Source organism: Phormidesmis priestleyi ULC007, from assembly GCF_003003695.1.
Classification (GTDB): domain Bacteria; phylum Cyanobacteriota; class Cyanobacteriia; order Leptolyngbyales; family Leptolyngbyaceae; genus Phormidesmis_A; species Phormidesmis_A priestleyi_A.
In genome coordinates this window covers 45,082-63,662 of the sequence record NZ_PVWG01000024.1, presented here as the reverse complement: position 1 = coordinate 63,662, position 18,581 = coordinate 45,082, and the positions used below count along the sequence as shown (strand labels likewise).

17 protein-coding genes and 1 tRNA gene are annotated in these 18,581 nt (G+C 48.3%); 12 read left to right on the top strand and 6 right to left on the bottom strand.

Going from position 1 to position 18,581, the window contains the following annotated elements:
- Positions 1–173 precede the first annotated feature (173 nt).
- Positions 174–314 carry a hypothetical protein gene (locus tag C7B65_RS27895; RefSeq protein WP_181314426.1) on the bottom strand — a complete coding sequence of 47 codons (141 nt, stop codon included), beginning with the start codon at positions 312–314 and terminating at the stop codon, positions 174–176.
- 456 nt (positions 315–770) lie between these two features.
- Positions 771–843, bottom strand: a tRNA-Phe gene (locus C7B65_RS17875).
- A gap of 160 nt (positions 844–1,003) precedes the next feature.
- Between C7B65_RS17875 and C7B65_RS17870 the strand changes: the two genes are divergently transcribed.
- From C7B65_RS17870 to C7B65_RS17825, 8 genes are all read left to right on the top strand, one after another.
- Positions 1,004–2,068, top strand: a complete 1,065-nt coding sequence (locus C7B65_RS17870; protein WP_342353009.1) for a vitamin K epoxide reductase family protein — start codon at positions 1,004–1,006, stop codon at positions 2,066–2,068.
- A 264-nt stretch (positions 2,069–2,332) separates the two neighbouring features.
- Positions 2,333–2,551: a hypothetical protein gene (locus C7B65_RS17865; RefSeq protein WP_073073087.1), complete on the top strand. Its 219-nt coding sequence runs from the start codon at positions 2,333–2,335 to the stop codon at positions 2,549–2,551.
- A 269-nt stretch (positions 2,552–2,820) separates the two neighbouring features.
- On the top strand, positions 2,821–3,039 hold the full coding sequence (locus C7B65_RS17860; protein ID WP_073073085.1) for a CTB family bacteriocin: 219 nt from the start codon (positions 2,821–2,823) through the stop codon (positions 3,037–3,039).
- A 236-nt stretch (positions 3,040–3,275) separates the two neighbouring features.
- Positions 3,276–3,494: a hypothetical protein gene (locus tag C7B65_RS17855; RefSeq protein WP_073073083.1), complete on the top strand. Its 219-nt coding sequence runs from the start codon at positions 3,276–3,278 to the stop codon at positions 3,492–3,494.
- Between the two features lie 285 nt (positions 3,495–3,779).
- Positions 3,780–3,998: a CTB family bacteriocin gene (locus C7B65_RS17845; protein ID WP_073073079.1), complete on the top strand. Its 219-nt coding sequence runs from the start codon at positions 3,780–3,782 to the stop codon at positions 3,996–3,998.
- Positions 3,999–4,283: 285 nt separating this feature from the next.
- Positions 4,284–4,589 carry a hypothetical protein gene (locus C7B65_RS17835; RefSeq protein WP_073073075.1) on the top strand — a complete coding sequence of 102 codons (306 nt, stop codon included), beginning with the start codon at positions 4,284–4,286 and terminating at the stop codon, positions 4,587–4,589.
- Between the two features lie 43 nt (positions 4,590–4,632).
- Positions 4,633–5,364 (top strand): peptidylprolyl isomerase, encoded by a 732-nt coding sequence (locus tag C7B65_RS17830; RefSeq protein WP_073073074.1) that lies wholly within the window; start codon positions 4,633–4,635, stop codon positions 5,362–5,364.
- Between the two features lie 213 nt (positions 5,365–5,577).
- Positions 5,578–6,837: a DUF7453 family protein gene (locus C7B65_RS17825; RefSeq protein WP_073073072.1), complete on the top strand. Its 1,260-nt coding sequence runs from the start codon at positions 5,578–5,580 to the stop codon at positions 6,835–6,837.
- A 181-nt stretch (positions 6,838–7,018) separates the two neighbouring features.
- On the opposite strand, the gene C7B65_RS17820 is transcribed toward C7B65_RS17825, so the two are convergent.
- Positions 7,019–7,405 carry a holo-ACP synthase gene (locus tag C7B65_RS17820; protein WP_181314425.1) on the bottom strand — a complete coding sequence of 129 codons (387 nt, stop codon included), beginning with the start codon at positions 7,403–7,405 and terminating at the stop codon, positions 7,019–7,021.
- Positions 7,406–7,632: 227 nt separating this feature from the next.
- Between C7B65_RS17820 and C7B65_RS17815 the strand changes: the two genes are divergently transcribed.
- The 3 genes from C7B65_RS17815 (at position 7,633) to fabD (ending at position 10,302) form a co-directional block, all read left to right on the top strand.
- On the top strand, positions 7,633–8,190 hold the full coding sequence (locus C7B65_RS17815) for a type ISP restriction/modification enzyme (RefSeq protein ID WP_083583006.1): 558 nt from the start codon (positions 7,633–7,635) through the stop codon (positions 8,188–8,190).
- A gap of 95 nt (positions 8,191–8,285) precedes the next feature.
- Complete coding sequence (locus tag C7B65_RS17810) at positions 8,286–9,350, top strand: methyltransferase (protein WP_083583004.1); 1,065 nt, start codon at positions 8,286–8,288, stop codon at positions 9,348–9,350.
- A 31-nt stretch (positions 9,351–9,381) separates the two neighbouring features.
- Positions 9,382–10,302 (top strand): ACP S-malonyltransferase, encoded by a 921-nt coding sequence (gene fabD, locus C7B65_RS17805; protein WP_073073068.1) that lies wholly within the window; start codon positions 9,382–9,384, stop codon positions 10,300–10,302.
- Positions 10,303–10,569: 267 nt separating this feature from the next.
- Here the strand turns inward: fabD and C7B65_RS28845 are convergent, their stop codons facing one another.
- Positions 10,570–12,177 (bottom strand): M23 family metallopeptidase, encoded by a 1,608-nt coding sequence (locus tag C7B65_RS28845; protein ID WP_073073066.1) that lies wholly within the window; start codon positions 12,175–12,177, stop codon positions 10,570–10,572.
- A gap of 274 nt (positions 12,178–12,451) precedes the next feature.
- On the opposite strand from C7B65_RS28845, the gene C7B65_RS17795 reads away from it, so the two are divergent.
- Complete coding sequence (locus C7B65_RS17795) at positions 12,452–13,246, top strand: tetratricopeptide repeat protein (protein ID WP_073073065.1); 795 nt, start codon at positions 12,452–12,454, stop codon at positions 13,244–13,246.
- A 326-nt stretch (positions 13,247–13,572) separates the two neighbouring features.
- On the opposite strand, the gene secA is transcribed toward C7B65_RS17795, so the two are convergent.
- Together secA and C7B65_RS17780 are read right to left on the bottom strand one after the other, a co-directional pair.
- The gene (gene secA / locus C7B65_RS17785; protein WP_455566662.1) at positions 13,573–16,461 is read right to left on the bottom strand and encodes a preprotein translocase subunit SecA; all 2,889 of its coding nucleotides are present in this window, start codon (positions 16,459–16,461) and stop codon (positions 13,573–13,575) included.
- A gap of 333 nt (positions 16,462–16,794) precedes the next feature.
- Entirely contained in the window at positions 16,795–18,375 is a 1,581-nt protein-coding gene (locus C7B65_RS17780; protein ID WP_073073061.1) for a B12-binding domain-containing radical SAM protein, read from the bottom strand.
- Positions 18,376–18,581 lie beyond the last annotated feature (206 nt).

Here is an 18,581-nt window from a genome sequence, read left to right as displayed (position 1 = left end):
ATCAATTCTGGAACAAGCTGAATCAATATGGCTTTTCCATTGCGCTCTAAGGGTATCAAATAAAGGTCGCACCCGTTGAACGTTGAAAGTCCTAATTCAACTATTTCTACGCCCTTTCTTACAGACTTTTAGCCGTTTTGCAACTCCCTGTTGAGACTGCTGCAAGATCTGAGCTATTGCAGTTCAGAGATCTCAGTCAAGCAGTGCATCACCCCCACGAGAGCAGTCATCACCGCCTCAAACACCTCCTGCCACTCCATCGCCTGACCACCGCTCCACAGATTCCCGGTCTTCGCCTCCCCCAGTACGCCCACTCTATCGGCGAGAAGAAGTCCGTCCAGTCACCCCCATCTCCACCCCTAATGCCCAACCCGCTCAACCTGCAAATAGTCGTCTCCAAAGGGAAATTCCTTGGCTTGGCTTGATTATCCCTGGGCTGCTATATAGCGTGTATGGAGTGCTCCTAGCGTTAGCTTCCGCTCCGTTCTGGGCTGGGGCTTTGGCTGGGGCTGGGGCTATGGCTTTGGCTGGGGCTGGGGCTTTGGCTGTGACGAGTACATAGGCAACTCCTTTGGGGGAATTGGAGGAATCTGTTGTTCAGTCTAAAGCTTGCCTATTTTTCCTTTTCTAAAAATTCCCCCAATTTTCCCCAATTCTGCCCCTAAACCCGTCTAAAAGCACCTAACGTGCAGACAACGGTTTGGGATAGATGCGCCAAAAACAAAGCCCACAGGCTTGATGCAGTGGGCTTTTTGCTTGATATAACTGAATGCCAGGAACGAGACTTGAACTCGTGACACGAGGATTTTCAGTCCTCTGCTCTACCAACTGAGCTATCCCGGCGGAAGGGGCTGTCTTTCAGCGCTTAACTAAAGTAGCAAAAACAAAACCAGTTTGCAAGTAATTTCAGGAAACACGATCGTAGACTACTCTATTTTAAGACTAGGTTTCAAAGTCTTCTAACCCTCTTGACATAAACTAGAGCAAACAAACTTAAAACCTTGTGCCTAAATTTGATCCGCTAACCGAGGTCGGATCGGTCAAAATGGGAATGCGCCCATTAACCGGGTCGCAAACCCTTAAAGCTACTCTATCTAAAACGCTTATGCGCCGACGTTCTACCCCCTGGATTCATCGCTGGTCACGCCCTCTAATTGGGTCGATCGCCATCCTGGGAGCCATTATTACAGGCTATCTCACGATCAACAAATTCTTAGACAGCAGCCCAGTCTGCACAAGCAACTGCGAATCGGTGCTCAATAGTCCTTACGCCAAAGTTCTAGGATTGCCACTGTCACTGTTTGGCTTTTTGGCTTACGCGAGCATGGCGACGTTTGCACTAGCTCCGCTAGCGGTGGATGCAGAAGAGAAGCGATCGCTGCGAACCACCCTAGAAGATCGAACCTGGCTGCTGCTGTTTGCTGGCTCAACGGCCATGCTGCTCTTTAGCGGCTATTTAATGTATGTTTTAGCATTCGACCTCAAAACGGTTTGCTATTACTGCATTGCGTCAGCCACTTTTGCAGCCGCGATGTTTGTCTTAACTCTGTTGGGGCGCACCTGGGACGATGTGGGACAACTCTTTTTCACAGGTGTTGTGGTGGCTGCGGTGACGCTGGTCGGCACGTTGGGCATTTATGCCCCGATTAATTCAGCCAATGCCGATGCTGGCGGATCTTATAGTCTCGGTCCGGCAAGTGGGCAGGCTTTCTTCACCATTACTGATACGTCTGGGCCTGCCGAGGTTGAGTTGGCTCAACATCTCAAAAATATTGGGGCGAAGATGTATAGTGCCTACTGGTGCCCTCATTGCTATGAGCAGAAGAAAATATTTGGTGTTCAGGCGCTAAAAGATGTGCCTTCTATTGAGTGTGCACCTGAGGGCAAAAATCCGCAGACAGAATTGTGTCAACAGGTTGCGCCTAAGATTGAGAAAGAGACAGGTCAAAAGTTTGGGTTTCCAACCTGGGAGATTAACGGCAAGTTTTATTCGGGTCAAAAGCCGTTGGATGAGTTGGCAAAGATTTCTGGCTATCAGGGTCCTACTAATTTTAAGAACAGCTTTTAAGGTTGGCTTTAGATAGTTGAATACCATAGTCTTTTGGGGTAAGAACGCACGAAATCGAGTCGTTCTTACCCTATTTTATTTAAAACTTTATCGGTCCTGCGATCGCTAAAGCTAATCTGAGAGCCGACTTAAAATATCTCAGCCACATTGGCTACATAAACGGCAAGAAATCCCCTAGTCATGAATTTGGAGAGATACCTTATACATAACAGCTTAAACAGAGTTGTTAGCAAACAAAAACACCACATTACTCAGGAGAACATCATGATTATTTCTGAACTTAGCTATCTAGAAGTTGCCACTGAAGCACATGATCTAGAAGGTGGATTAGACCTATCGATTACGGCTACTCAGTTCGCCCAAGAACTCTCAGTTTTGCAAACTGGCTCTAGCTCTGGCCCTGCTGGCACCACAGTTCTTTCAAATGCTCAACATGTGATTACCAATTCGGGTAGCTTTAGCGCAATCCTTTTGGGAGCTTAACGATTTGAGTGATCGCACGCATTGAGAAAAGATCAATTTTTCATCTATTGAATAGAGCATTCTTAGCGCACTTACTATTTGTGAGGGCGCTTTTTTTGCTGTTTAGTCATTTGTTGATGTCTCGATCGTGCTCACAAAATATCTCAGCCACATTGGCTACATAAACCGCAAAAAACACCCCATCTACAAATTTGAAGAGATACCTTATACATAACAGCTTAAACAGAGTTGTTAGTCAACAAAAACATCTCATTACCCAGGAGAACATTATGATTATCTCAGAACTCAGCTATCTAGAAGTTGCCACTGAAGCGAGTGATTTAGAAGGTGGATTAGACCTATCGATCACGGGCACTCAGTTCGCCCAAGAGCTTTCAGTTATGCAAACTGGATCTAGCTCTGGCCCTGGCGGCAGCACGTCGTTTGCCAATGCTCAACATGTGAAGATTGATACGAGCAGTTTTAGCGCGATCGTCTTGGGAGCTTAAAGCTCAAGACATCAAGCAAACGGCTAAATCTTCCTTTCTATCTCATCAATAACATAGGGCATGACCAGCGCGTTTGCAGACAGTAGGCGCGCTTTTTTACTACAAAATTCTTGCCATATTGGCGACATAAACTGCAATAAAACCCCTAACTAAAGTTGAACAAGATATCTTATAAAGAGGAGCTAAAACAGCGTGATTAATTGACCAATCAGCACTAAATTAGAAAGGAGAAACTGATGATTATTTCTGACCTGAGCCATTTAGAAATTGCTGCCGAATCAAATAACTTAGAAGGTGGAACAGATTGGGCAGCAACTTTGACTGCCTTTAATCAAGCCCTTTCAATGCTGCAAACCGGAGCAGTTTCAGGCCCAAATGGTAGTTCGGCTTTTGCAAATATCGGGCGTTTAAATATTTCCACATTCGGTTTGGGTGCCATCTTCTTAGGGATTTAAATTATGAATTGACGGGTTAGGTAATTCTTTGATACTAGAGAAATATCTACTTCTATATCTAATTCCGAAAAGCTTATATGTTTAGCGCGTTTATTAAATTAGACGCGCTAAATTTGTATTTTTGACCATTAACGAATGCCTTAAATGCTTCTATAAATTTCTTCGCCATATTGGCTACATAAACTGCAAAGAACACCCCATCTGCAAATTTAGAGAGATATCTTATACATAACAGCTCAAACAGAGTTGCTAACAACCAAAACACTCATCCCACAGGAGAACAATATGATTATCTCAGAACTGAACTATCTAGAAATCGCAACTGAAGCAGACAACCTAGAAGGCGGAATTGACCTATCTGCCAACTTTACTCAATTCCAGCAACAATCCTCACTGCTGCAAACTGCATCGACTTCCGGGCCTGCTGGTAGCGTTGCTATTGCCAATGGTGCTAGTTTGAGTATTGACACCTCTGGTTTTGGTGCCGTTGTTTTGGGCCTTTAACGCGCTCAACCCTAGAATCGGTGAAGCAGGTTGAGCCTTTACAAACTCCCCTTAATCAAGTGCTATTTTTGCAAAATTTTGCCTTGGTGAGGGGAGTCTCAATCGGCGAAACATGCCTTTTAGAAAAAAGTCAGTCGGCTGTGGTTCCACTGTTGCAATGTCTAGGCTCTATTGATAGCGCTGATTGCGTCTTGTTATTAACCTACTGAAAACGATCGAGCCTAGACCCCTTACTATTAAGCAAACTTTAAGACCAATTTTGTTAGGCTTTAGGAGATCACACAGATGATAATTTCTGATATTGATTATGTAGAAGAAGTGACTACATTATCTGATGTTGAAGGGGGTGGAAGATGGAGCAGAGGCTCTGATGAGGGCTATGCGGGAAGTAATAATTCGTGGTTCTCAATGATTCAACCCATTTTGCAATCACTGAATATTTTTCCGGCAGCCTCTTCTACGGTGGCAAACTTGGGCGGAACCTCGATCGGAAACACTGCAATCTCAACCAATATCTCAATGCCAATTTTTATTGTGATTAATCAATTTGGCTCAGGAAGGGGTGGAAATCGCAATCGTTTCTATTTTTGATAGCAGAAAAATATTTGTTTAATTCGAGTCAAGGATAAAACCGATGACTAACTTTAAAGGAGAAGTTATTCAACCAGAAACAATCACGTTTGCATTAAGAAAAGAGATGCAGATTAAGGAAGTCTGCCGCAAGATTTTTCATCAAAAAATTATCGATCAAGCAGTAGAAGCACGAGGCATTTGCTTGACCCCTGATGAGATTCAAGCCGAGGCAGATCGGATGCGCTATGAAAACCGATTGTTTCGATCGAGTGACACGCTAGCCTGGTTGTCAGATCAGCTAGTCACCGCCGATGATTGGGAAGCGGGAATTCGCGATCGCTTGATTGCTCAAAAGTTATCTCAAACTTTATTTGCTAAAGAAGTCGAACGGTTTTTTACTGAAAACCAGTTAGATTTCGACCAGGTTTTGCTCTATCGGTTCGCCGTTCCTTATGAGCAGCTTGCCCAAGAGATCTCTTATCAGATTCAGGAAGACGAAATCAGTTTTTATGAAGCGGCTCATCTTTATGATATTGATTATCAGCGTCGATATCACTGTGGATATGAAGGCAAGCTTTATCGCCGCGGCCTCAAGCCAGATTTGTCGGCGATCGTGTTTAGCGCGATTCCAGGGCAGGTGATCGGCCCACTGACGATCGACCAGGTAAGTCACTTGCTGATGGTTGAAGAATTTATCCCGGCTGAACTAACGCCAGAGCGACATCGAGAGATATTAAACCGGATGTTTAGCGAATGGCTGACTTCAGAATTGAACTACTTATTGAATGCGTAAGCTCTTAGTTTCCTTAAAATCAGGCATAAAAAACCAGGCTATTTAGACAAGCACCTCTGAGGGAAATACGGAAGGTGGTCTCCGTGTTTTTACGGTAACTTTACACATTCTTGAAAGTTTGATAAAAATTACTCTCCTGATACAGCTTTATGATGATTAACTTTCTTAGTATCAAAAGCATCCCGTCAGCTATCTGATATCTGAGGAAAATTTATGAAGTTTTGTCTAGGCATGACGAGAACACATCTAGGCTGTGCAGCCACAATGCTGAGTTTATCGATTAGTCTGCCTGCTCAAGCGGCAGGCTTCAATTTTACTCAGATCAGCGATTCAGCTAATTCGCCATTCCGTATTTTCCGCAATGCCGCGATCAACAATCAAGGACTTGTGTCGTTTGAAACGTTTGTGAGTCCTCAAGCTCCTCCGATCGCGGTTTCCGCAGGCAGCGGTGGCAGTATCACGCCGATTTCAGACCCCAACGGCCCTTATAATGTGACGTTTTATTCCTCGCTCAACAACACGGGCACCGCAACTTTCACAGGGAATCTAGTCGATTTATCTAAAATTGATCCAAACGGTGGGCCCCCGACTGACCCAACGGCCACATTGCTTAAGAGTGGCATCTACGCAAATACAGGGGGCGTGGTCAAAACGATCGCCGATAGCACCAGCAAGGAATTTAACTTCTTTGGCTCAAGTGCGATCAACGATGCCGGGACGATCGCGTTTTTTGCGAGTTTTGGTGCTGGTGAATCTGGAATCTTTAGTAGCAGCAATGGGAAAGTGACACCCGTGGTTAGCACCCTGGGTGAGTTTAGTTCTTTTGTAGGCGGGATTGACACCGTGGGAGGCGACGGCCCATTCGCTATTTACACTATTCCTGGAATCAACAATTCGGGTAAAATTGCCTTCTCAGCAACCTTAGATACAGGTAAAAGCGGAGTCTTTGTCAGTGATGGCGGCACCGTCAAAACGATCGTTAGCAGCAAATTCAACCGATTTAGTTCTGCTGCTATCAATGATCAGGGAACGGTGGCGTTTGTCGGAGAATTGATCGGTGGAGATCGCGGAATCTTTACGGGCACGGAGAAAGGGTTGAAAACGATCGCCGACACCAGTGGCGCGTTCAGCCTTTTTACCTCTGATCCGGCATTGAACAACAATGGCGAGGTGGCATTTCTTGCCGAGTTAGATAATGGCGGCAAAGGAATCTTTAATGGAGCAGACCCGATCGCCAACAAAGTGATTGCAGTCGGTGACTTTCTTAACGGTTTGTCAGTGCTAGATCTAACCATCATCGACAAAGGCTTAAACGATTCAGGGCAGATCGGTTTTGGGGTGCTGCTATCAGATGGCAGTGAGCGGATCTTTAGGGCAAAGCCAGTTCCTGAACCGGGCAGTGTTGCCGGACTTGCAGCAGTGGGTTTGATCGGTGGGTGGCTTAAGCGTCACCGCCGCAAAAGTGTAGCCTAATCACGGTTGATGATCGCGCGATCGATGAGGCACTCAAAAGGGTGCCTTTTTTGGCGTTGCAGAACGAGGAGATAAATGGCTGTAGGGGTTAGCGCCCCCGTGCCTACCCCTGACGGAGGGCAACCACGGGATTGCCCCTACCCAAACCATTCCTCATTCAGCAACGCCTCTTTTTTCATGGTTAGACGGTGCCATCGTTTTGAACGGAATATAGCAATACGCTCGCGGCGGCAAATTCTCTAGAATGACTGATCGATAGATTGATTGCCATACGCTTGTCGTGGCACCACTGAGTCAGGTAATTTTTTAACCCAATGTAGGGACGACCGTTAGAGTCATGGCACACTTCAATGTCTAAGAATGGGCAGCGAGGAGACTGGTCAAGATTAGCGATCGCTTGGCTAAACGCTTCTTTTGCACACCAGATTCCAGAAAACGACGGCAATGGCTTTGATTTGCTTAAACAGTAATGACGCTCATAGGACGAGAAAAACTCGATATCACTCAGAAGTGAAAGTCTGCGATCGAGTTCTGCAATGGAGTGAATGACGCTTTTAATAATAAGCACGATCGTCAAAAAGTAATTCCACAAGTCAGCAGAGTTTCTCAATATAGACAGAATTTAGAAGGAATTCAAGATCTGACAACGCGAAGCAGATTGCTATAGAAAAACATTCATAACACAGACACAACTCCTACAGTCTTGATTCATCGGTTAGACATGCTCATGGCTCTGACATGCGAGACTGAAAGCCATCTGAGTTGCTCTATAGAAACTGGTATCCCTATTTAGCCATGATGCAATCCTTACTAGATGTGAATACGCGTGTGAAAGTCCGAGAATTTTTTCGTCGTCCTCAGCGCACCGAGACGGTGCCGTTAAATCGGGTCGATCGTGATGCTAAGACGGCTACTCACAAAGCCAATGCTCGACTGCATCGCAAAGTCATTAATGCCTCTGATAAAACGCTGCGCTCTCCGCTAGAGGGGTTTCGTCAAACCCGTGCCCTCGCGTCAGTTAGCTATCCGATCGCAGGCAACAACTTAGTAGAAACGATTCGCTACACGCTGCCTGAGTCAGATGTCGAAAGCGGGCTAGTTTGGATTAATCAAACTCAATATTTTGAAGGGGTTTCTCCAACCGTTTGGAACTATTCGCTAAGCGGAAGGCAGATTTGTCAGAAGTGGCTTCAAGAGCGTCAGGGCTGCACACTTTGCGAACAGAGCATTTATCACTATCAGCAGATTGTGATGATTCTCAAAGATGTCATTGATCTGATGACTGGAATTGATGGAATTGTTCAAGAACGACAATCCAATAAGGGACATTTAGCGATCGCGTTTTCTCACTAAAAATTGTCGCCCGACGCAAATATTGATTGATTTGCAGTAATCGTTTTTAGATTGGTATTAGATCCAAATTTACATTCCTAAACGGGTTGAGAATTATGGTGGTTACGAATTCAGAAAAAGCCAGTTCGCGTCCCACGGGTGCCTCGTCTATGCCCCCGCAAGTGGTCATGCTGCAAATGGCAAATGCTTATCGGGTTTCGCAAGCGATTCATGTCGCTGCAAAGTTGGGCATTGCCGATTTATTGACCGACGGTGCAAAAAGTATCTCGACCTTAGCAGAGGCAACGCAAACCCACCCTCAATCGCTCTATCGACTATTGCGATCGCTGGCCAGCATGGGCATTTTTGCCGAAACCGAAACGGGTGATTTTGAGATGACTCCACGCGGGGCAACCTTGCAAAGTGGCGGCTCTGGTTCGCTCAGAGACTATGCGATCGTCGCGGGTGAGCAGTGGCACTGGCAGACTTGGGGCGACGTTCTCTACAGTGTCAAAACTGGAAAGCCCGCGTTTGATCACGTTTATGGCATGGAGTTTTTAGACTATTTTGCTCAAAATCCTGACCTTGCTAGCACGTTCGATCGCAGCATGGTCAGCTTGCTAGAAACCATTGATACGAGCATTCTTGCAAATTATGATTTCTCAGATGCGGGCACGATCGTCGAGATCGGCATTCCGGGTGGATATGGAAATCTGCTGGCGCGAATCTTGACCGCAAATCCCGTTCTGCGCGGCGTGTTTTTTGACCTTGCCCCTGGGTTAGAACTGGCAAAAACCCTACTCACTGAGCAGGGAGTCTACGATCGCTGTCAACTTGTTGAGGGAGAGCCATTTAGCTCGTTGCCCAAAGGCGGCGATCTCTATATTCTCAAGAATTTTATTCACGACTTTAATGATCAGGATGCGGGTCGAGTTCTAAAGCACTGCTGTGAAGCGATGGATGACACTGCCAAACTGCTGGTCGTCGAAATGGTAATTCCGCCAGGAAACGCGCCTGCACTGGGCAAAATTGTCGATATCGAGGCGCTGATCATGTCATCGGGCGGCTATGAGCGCACCGAAGCGCAGTATCGATCGCTGTTTGCCGCCGCAGGGTTGACGGTCATAAATGTGATTTCGTCTCGATCTCCTTTCAGCATTATTGAAGCGGTCTGCGCCTAATTGCTCCATCATTCGCTGGGAGGAACGATCGATGAAAACGGCATGGGTGTTTCCAGGTCAAGGGTCTCAGTCTGTAGGGATGGGCAGCGATTTGCTCAAAATTCCAACAGCAGCCGCTAGATTTGAGCAGGCAGAACAGATTCTAGGCTGGTCGGTTTCTGAGATCTGCCTTCAAGAAGACCGCCTCTCGCAAACGCTTTATACTCAACCTTGCCTCTATGTGATCTCCGCCGTTTTAGCTGATCTGCTGCAAGCCCAAGGCGATCGACCCGACTTAGTAGCAGGTCACAGTTTAGGAGAATATGTCGCGCTCTATGTCGCGGGCGTATTTAGTTTTGAGACTGGGTTGCAGCTAATCAAACGACGAGCCGAATTAATGCATCGAGTCAACATTGGCAGCATGATGGCGCTGATTGGGGTCGATCGAGATCAGCTAATGGCACAGATTGAACAAACGCCGAATGTCGTGCTTGCTAATGACAACCATCCGGGACAGGTAGTGATTTCGGGGTTGAGCGACGCGATCGCAACGGTGCTGTCTCAGGTTAAAGTCCGGCGAGTCGTGCCGCTGAAAGTGAGTGGCGCGTTTCACTCTCCAGTGGTGGCCGAGGCGGCAGAGGCGTTTTGTCAAGTCCTCAAAGCGGTGCCGTTTCGGTCGGCTCAGATTCCGGTAATCTCAAATGTTGAGCCGACTCCGCAGACCGCAGCCGATCGCCTAAAAGCTCAATTAATGCAGCAGATGGCTGGCTCAGTCAGATGGCGCGAAATCTCTTTAAGACTCGCGATCGAAGGAGTCGATCGCGTGGTCGAAGTCGGTTGTGGCAACGTGTTGACGGGTTTAATTGCCCGAACCTGTGAGGCTCTGATTCTAGAAAACGTGAGATCTTCAGAAGATCTGGCTCACGATCATAAATTAAATGACTCCGAGAACTTTGTAGCTCAGGCATCTTGACTTAGACCCATTTCAAAAACAATTGCGACGTACGGGCGTGGCAATGCCGTGCCCTCTTGCGGATCTGTCACGTAAATCAACGTGAGTCCGACGAGTTTTTTCGCTTCGTTCTTAGCGGCTTCTGCCCCCTAAATCCCCCAATTTGGGGGACTTCAAGCCAAAATTTCTGGTTCAAAGTTCCCCGATTTTGGGGGATTTAGGTAGCTCTCCCGAATTCATCATCGGAGTGAACCACTTCTATCGAACTCACGTTAAATCAAACTGGCATTAACCCTTCTGCTGCTCGACTTTTCGCGCACTCACCTTTCGTGCTTGCACTAACTGGGTTCGCGCCGCTTCTAACTGAGGGCCCGGATCGGTTGTGACCCAGCTAGACCCTTTCTGCTGTCTAGTTTCATAGTGCAGGTGCGGCCCGGTCGATAGCCCTGTGCTGCCGACTCGCCCAATAATCGTGCCCGGTTTGACTTGCTCACCAGGGCGCACAAACATCTGTGACATATGAGCATAAAGCGTGTCTTGCTTGCCCTTAGCATGCTGAAGCACCACCGCTATTCCATAACCGCCCATGCGATCGGCGACGGAAACTCGTCCGGTGCGCGTGGCTAAGATAGGCGTTCCTTGAGCCGCACCCAAATCAACGCCCGCATGAAACCGCCGATCGCCGTTAACCGGATGGACGCGCCAACCATACTTAGAAGTGACAGGTGCCGGGACGGGCAGAGGATACATAATCTGTTCGCCCGTCAAATTGTTAGGAATGGGCACGGTGCCTCGATAGGCTTGCAGCTCTGGTGCTGACGGGTTGGTAGTGCTGTAATCTTGATTGGCTGCTCGTAGCCCTGATGAATCGCTGCCACTCGCTGCACTGGCTGCGGCAACTTGGCGATTAATCAACGGCTGGGTTAAATGCTGAATGGGGATCGGCACCGACTGAAAGCCTGGATTCACCGACGCTTGACTAGGCGCAGGCTTAGGCAGGGGTGGCAGACTGGGCACCGATCGCAGCAGATCTTGCTGGCGCTGTGAAAGTTGGCGCTGGTTGAGCACAATTCTGACAGGTTCGGTTGCTTGAGTAACGCCTACTTTGCGACTCTTGGCTTCTAGACCATTGATAGTATTCACCAGGTCTGCCCGCACCGTTCCCGAAAGGGTAGGATCTTGCAGCAGTTGCCGAGCCTGGGCAAATTCTCCCTTGCTGACAGACTCATAAGCGCGAGTGACTAAACCCTCCTGAGCTGCTTTTTTGGCGGTGTCTTTGGCAACAATCTCCGCGAGGCGTTGCTTTAAGACTTGTCGGCGTTCTAATAACTGATTTGACTGATTAGAGCCACTGTTCTGCAAAGGCGTTTTTTGCTTGATAGACGGCTCAGTTGTCGGAGTGGCTGCGGCTTGATTCTGAACTGAATTTTTGACGATCGGCAATGCAGCACTAGTCGGAAGAGGATTGGCGATCGCAGTACCTGAAACTTGCTCTGCTGGTTTCTCTGGTGCTGGCGCTTCTCGATCCACAACCACTTCAAAAACTGGTGCTGGTTTCTGCTGAGGGGTGGATTGAGCCGTGAGTTTTACCGTTTGAGGCGGCGGGGTGCTTTGACTCACGACCTGTGGGCGTTGCATGGTAGATGAAGCAGCCAGATTAGAAGTTTGAATAGTGGGTGCAGTAGCAACCGGGGGTGGAACTGGCACAGGCGGTAATTGCTTTGAAGAGGCTGAAGGTGCTGGAGATGATGACTCAGGTGGCGCGATCGTGACGATCGGAGCAGGAGCCGCAACTTCTTGTTGAAAAACAAGTTCAGTCCCCGTTGGCTGAACGTCATCAAGCGCGAGCTTTTGAGTCGTGAGTTGCGATAACAGAGAAGGGATCAGGTCTAGCATTCTACTCCGGGTGAGGGGGACACCTAGCTAATACGCAGACCCGTCGTCATTCCAGGACAACTTCACCGATTCACCGTAATCCTACTGGTCCCACTACGAAAGCTTTATATAGATGAAGATTGAGGGTCAAAAAATTCCTCGTGTGTGACTCAACCCAGACGCGGCTCAGAATCGGTCTCTGTGCCACTGATGTCACTGTTAGAACTGGAGTGCTAAGTTAGAAATACTCGCCCTCCCGTACAGATCAGCAAGCTGCAACCTAAAACTACCCAGCATGTCAAAACAAACCTTCACAACGTTGGATTATGAGACACCGCAAGACTCAGGGGTGTTGTCTGCTTCGCCCATGCTTGGAGGCAGTATTGTGTTAATTCTCTTAAGCGGAGTGGTGGGTTGGCAGGTGATTCGTCAGCGTCGATCGTTAAAAGTAACTCAAGGGCTGGGTTCCCAGAAAAGCACCGAGAATGCAGCAGATATCCCCCCGCGCTTTACTCAAGCTCTGCAATGGATCGCCTACGCAAAAGAGCAAGAGCGATCGCAGCACTATGAAGCGGCGATCGCAACTTATAACCGGGGCTTGAGTGATCATCCTGACGATTTTCGGCTGTGGCATGAGCGCGGGTTGGCATTGGCAAAACTTCAGCGATTTGAGGCAGCAATCACAAGCTACGATCGCGCCTATGCCCTGCAACCCAAACAGCGAGATTTAGCTCACGAGCGCGGTGATGCCCTCTTGCAGCTAGAGCGCTATGAAGAAGCCATTGCCTCGCTGGATACGTTTTTGCGATATAACCCTGGCAATGCCCACGTCTTAACCGATCGTGGCTATGCCTACTGTCAACTCGATCGCCCTGAAGAAGCGTTGCAATCGTTTAATCAAGTGCTGACAACCGAGCGGCGCGATCGTAATTCTCTCATTCGTGCCCGCTACTATCAAATCGAGGCACTGCGTCAGTTAAGACAGTTTGAGGCAGCGCTGCGATCGTCTCAGGAAGCCATGAAGCAACATTCTGAAGAATTCTTTAAAACGCAGCACGATGCCTTGAGACGACAGATTGCTGATGATTAACGTCCCGGCGTTGCAGAATCAGGTCAGTAACGCCCATTATTTGAACTCAACATTACGCGCAGTGCGACTTTCCCAAAATTGCCCAAAAGCATCCCTCTCCCACCGGAGAGCTACTGTGTACACACGAGTCTTCTGATCACTGTCATCGCCGAGGTCTTCGCCCCCTAAATCCCCCATGAGTGGGGGACTTTGAGCCGAGATTCCAGTTTCAAAGTCCCCCAGAATGGGGGATTTAGGGGGGCTGAAGCCGACTGAAACGGAGCGACGAACAACTTGTGTGTACACAGTAGCGAAGGTGAGGGTTCTTAGTCGCACCTCACGTAACATTAAATGATCTCAGAGGCAGTTTCAACTTGTGCTTGCGCTTGCGGCTGAAACTGAAACAACGAGTACACCACGTCTCGACGGATGTTGATCATCATCTCTAAAAACAGTTCGTAACCTTCGCTCTTATACTCAATGAGCGGATCTTTTTGTCCATAACCCCGCAGACCAACCGATTCACGCAGCGCATCCATTTGCTGAAGGTGTTCTCTCCAAAGAGTATCAATGCGGTTGAGAATGAAGAATCGCTCGGCTTGACGCATTAAACCAGGTTGAAGTTGATCAACTTCGGCTTCTTTGAGGTCATAAGCGATGCGCGCCTGTTCGTGCAGGAAGGTTTTGATTTCTCCGATCGTCATATCTGATAGCTGGTCTGGCTCTAAGTCAGACAGTAGATAGACAAATTCTTTAACCTTGCCCACTAGCTTATCGAGTTCCCACTCTTCGGGAGGCAGGTCAACATTAATGTAAGCCGTGACGATATCATCCATCGTTTGCTCGGCATATTTGACAACTTGCTCTTTGAGGTCTTGCCCCTCTAGCACTCGACGACGCTCGGCGTAAATCGCACGACGCTGATTGTTCATCACTTCGTCATACTCAAACACCTGCTTCCGAATGTCGTAGTAGTAGGTTTCGACTTTCTTTTGAGCGCCTTCGAGCGATCGGGTTAACATTCCCGACTCGATCGGCATATCTTCTTCAACGCGGAAGGCGTTCATCAAGCCCGCCACGCGATCGCCGCCAAAAATCCGCAGTAAGTTATCTTGCAGGCTGAGAAAGAACTTGGTCGAACCGGGGTCGCCTTGTCGTCCCGCTCGTCCGCGCAGTTGGTTGTCGATTCGCCGCGACTCGTGACGCTCGGTGCCGATCACGTGTAGTCCGCCGAGGCTAACAACTTCTTCATGCTCACGATCGGTAAACGCATCGTATTCTTGACGAACTAGCTTATAGACGGCTCGTAGTTCTTGAATCGCCGGATCACTCGTGGGCGCTTTTTCTGCCGCCGTTGCGATCTTGTCTTCTGCCTCTAATTCGGGAAGGCTGCGTTCGCCATATTGTCTAACGGCTGTAGAAACGGCATCTTTAAGCAGTTGCTCGGTTTCACGAGATAAATCAGTGGGATAAATGTCAGATTTGACTTTCCAGGTTTTCACCTTTTGACCTGCACCAAAGCCTTGTCCGCCACTGCGCGTATCGCCAAACCCGCGCCCCCCACCAAATTGGTCTTCGTCTTCAGGCTGCACGATCTTGGGCATTAAATATTCACGAATCTTCAGACGCGCCATATAGTCGGAGTTGCCGCCGAGAATAATATCGGTGCCGCGCCCTGCCATGTTGGTGGCGATCGTCACTTTTCCTTTACGTCCGGCTTGAGCAATAATCTCAGACTCTCGCTCAACGTTTTCGGGTTTAGCGTTGAGCAGGTTGTGAGGAACGCCCTGATCTGCCAGCAAGCCTGAGAGCAATTCTGACTTCTCAACGCTCGTGGTGCCGACTAAAACTGGACGACCATCGCGGTGCATCTCGGCACATTCTTCAGCGATCGCAGTCCACTTAGCCTCTTCGGTCTTGTAGACAACATCGGATTGATCAGTTCGCTTGGTGGTGCGGTTAGTCGGAATGATCGTGACTTCTAGCTTATAGATCTTCTCAAATTCGGCCTCTTCAGTCTTGGCGGTGCCCGTCATGCCAGCGAGTTTGGGGTAGAGCAAGAAGAAGTTTTGATAGGTAATCGTCGCCAACGTTTGAGTTTCGTTTTGAATCTCGACGTGCTCTTTGGCTTCGATCGCTTGGTGCAAGCCATCGCTCCAGCGACGACCGGGCATCACCCGCCCTGTAAACTCATCGACAATCACAACTTCATCATTGCGAACAATATAGTTTACGTCTTTGATAAACAGTTCTTTGGCTTTGATCGCATTAAACATATAGTGCGCCCAAGGATCTTGCGGATCAAAGAGATCAGTAACTTCTAACAAGTTTTCGGATTCGATAAACCCTTCATCGGTCAGCAGAATGTTGCGCTGTTTTTCGTCTACTTCGTAATGTTCATCGGGGCGGAGGGCACTGGCGATCGTCGAGGCTTGCAAATATTTCTCAGTTGGACGCTCAACCTGACCTGAAATAATTAGCGGAGTTCGGGCTTCATCAATCAGCACCGAGTCTACTTCGTCAATCACACAATAGTTAAACGGACGCTGCACGACTTCTTCCATCGAAGTTGCCATGTTGTCGCGCAGATAGTCAAACCCTAGTTCGCTGTTGGTGGCGTAGGTGATGTCACAGGCGTAGTTTTTCTGACGCTCGGCGGGACTCATATTTTGCTGAATCAGCCCGACACTCAAGCCCAAAAAGCGGTGGACTTGACCCATCCATTCCGCGTCGCGTCGGGCTAGATAATCGTTGACCGTCACCACGTGAACGCCTTTGCCTGAGAGCGCATTGAGGTAGGCAGGCAGCGTTGAAACGAGGGTTTTGCCTTCTCCCGTTTTCATCTCGGCAATTTGCCCATTGTTCAGCACCATGCCTCCCAAAAGCTGCACATCAAAGTGACGCATTCCTAAGACGCGGCGGCTCGCTTCTCGCACGACGGCAAACGCTTCGGGCAGCAAATCATCTAAAATTTGCTTCTGCTCGTTGTCGTTTTTTGCCTTTTCGAGCCGTTGCCTAAATTCTGTGGTTTTTGCGGTCAACGCCTCGTCTGAGAGTGCCTGAATTTCATCTTCTAAGAGCTTGATCTCAGTGATGTAGGGTTGATATTTTTTAAGCTTACGTGCGTTGGGGTCGCCCAGCAGAGTTTTAAGCATGTCAGGAGGAATAAGACGTTTTTGAATCTTTAGGATTTTGAGCGGGTTGAGTGGGCGATCGAGCCACTGCAAAACCGTCAAAACTAGGGACTGAATTACTCATTCAGCGTATACCAATCTTATCACTCTGGGAGAGTGGGTGACGGGAGAAGGCGATCGGGTGAAATCCGTACTCTTGCCTGGGCGATCGATCAGCAGAAACAATTTACCGCTTCTATCTCGATTTGAAAGGTTTTCAGTTAACGTCAGTTCGACGAGTTTTTTCGCCTCTCTCAGCGGCTTCTGCCCCCTAAATCCCCCAGAATGGGGGACTTCAAGCCAAAATCTCCGGTTCAAAGTTCCCCAATTTTGGGGGATTTTAGGTAGCTCTCCCGAATTCATCAGCGAAGCGAACGACTGCTGTCGAACTGACGTTCAGCTAACGAGGTTCACGGAGGCGACGGGTGTCACATTCTGAGCGTTAAGCCGTTGTGCTAAATAAGCATCTACCTGAGCTTCAATCTGATCGCGCACAATCTGGCGATATTCCAAAAAATGTTCTTCGTGGGCGCAGGTTGAGAGATAGTGTTTCCAGACGGCAGGGTTGCGCCTGATCATACTAAACAGATGATGCCAGAACTTCCAGCGAGTGTTGCGCTTGATGCCCTGTCGCCAAATGATGATCAAAAGCGCCCGTAACTCGATCCAGCTAATCGGTTTTGCCGGGAGTTTGCATTTAGGCGCACCCATAATTAAGAAGTGACGATAGGTACGATCGAGAAACCGTTCCGGGTCGTATAACTCACAAAACGCCTCGATATATTCTCGCGCAATCTCTTCTAAGGGGCGAGTCGGGACGAAATTCATCAGCGTCGTTTGATTTAGATTGCTTTGTCCGAGCATTCTGCCTTCTTTTTCGAGACGATGCCAAAGTGCGGTGTTGGGCAAGGCTTGCAGCATCCCAAACGTGGTGGTGGGAATGTTGGTGGCTTCAGCAAACCGGACAATGCGATCGCCCGCGCCTGCTTTTTCGCCATCAAAGCCGATGATAAACCCTGCCATAATTCGCAAGCCCGATCGGGTGATCGCCTCCACAGAATCCGCGAGAGAATTGCGGGTATTCTGAAATTTCTTCGTCATTGCCAAGCTTTCTTCGTCGGGCGTTTCAATCCCTAAAAAGACGGCGTTGAAGTTGCACTGACTCATCAACTCTAGCAACTCGGCATCTTGACCCAAATCGATCGAAGCTTCGGTGCTAAACCGAAAAGGAAACTGATGATCTTCTTGCCAAACTTTGAGTTCTTTCAGAAACAGTTTGACGTTGCGCTTGTTGCCAATGAAGTTGTCATCGACCATAAAAACAGGTCGTCGCCAGCCGAGATCATAAAGATAATCCAGCTCTGCCAATAATTGCTGAGGGGTTTTGGTGCGGGGTTTGCGTCCGTAGAGCACAATAATGTCGCAAAACTCGCACTGAAAAGGGCACCCCCGCGAAAACTGCACCGACATCGCATCGTAGGCAGTGAAATCTAACAAGTCAAATCGAGGAATCGGCGTGCCTGTAATATCGGGTTTTTCACCATCCGATCGAAACGTTCCGTGAGTTTCACCTCGTTCTAACGCGGCGACAAACAGAGGTAAAGTGATTTCGCCCTCATCAAGGATTAGATAATCTACTCCCGCGTCCGCAGGCTCATGAGGAATTGATGTCGGATACGGCCCGCCAACGGCAACTGGCTTGTTGCGGCGTTTGGCTTCTCGAATTTGGTCGAGCATATCTTCTTTCTGTACGATCATGGCAGAAATGATGACCAACTCTGCCCAGTTCCATTCATCGTCAGTGATTGAGCGGACATTGCGATCGACCAGCTTAAACTCCCAGGTTTGGGGCAAAATTGCGGCGACTGTGACCAAACTTAAGGGAGGCTGTAGAACTTTGCGATCAATTAGTTCCAGTAATTTTTCATAAGACCAGAAAGTCTTGGGAAACTGAGGATAAATAAGCAAAACGCGCATAGCTGAAGCCTCACACAGAAAAACGTGCTACAACCGTAATTCTCCTGAGAGTATCGCCTCACCGCCGCGTTTCTGCTATTTCCTGGGAGAGATTTTAGAATTCGTATCAGTCTTGGCTCAATTTGATGTCAGTTCGACGAGGTTTTCCGCTTCGTTTGAGTCGGCTTCTGCCCCCTAAATCCCCCATTCTAGGGGACTTTGAAACT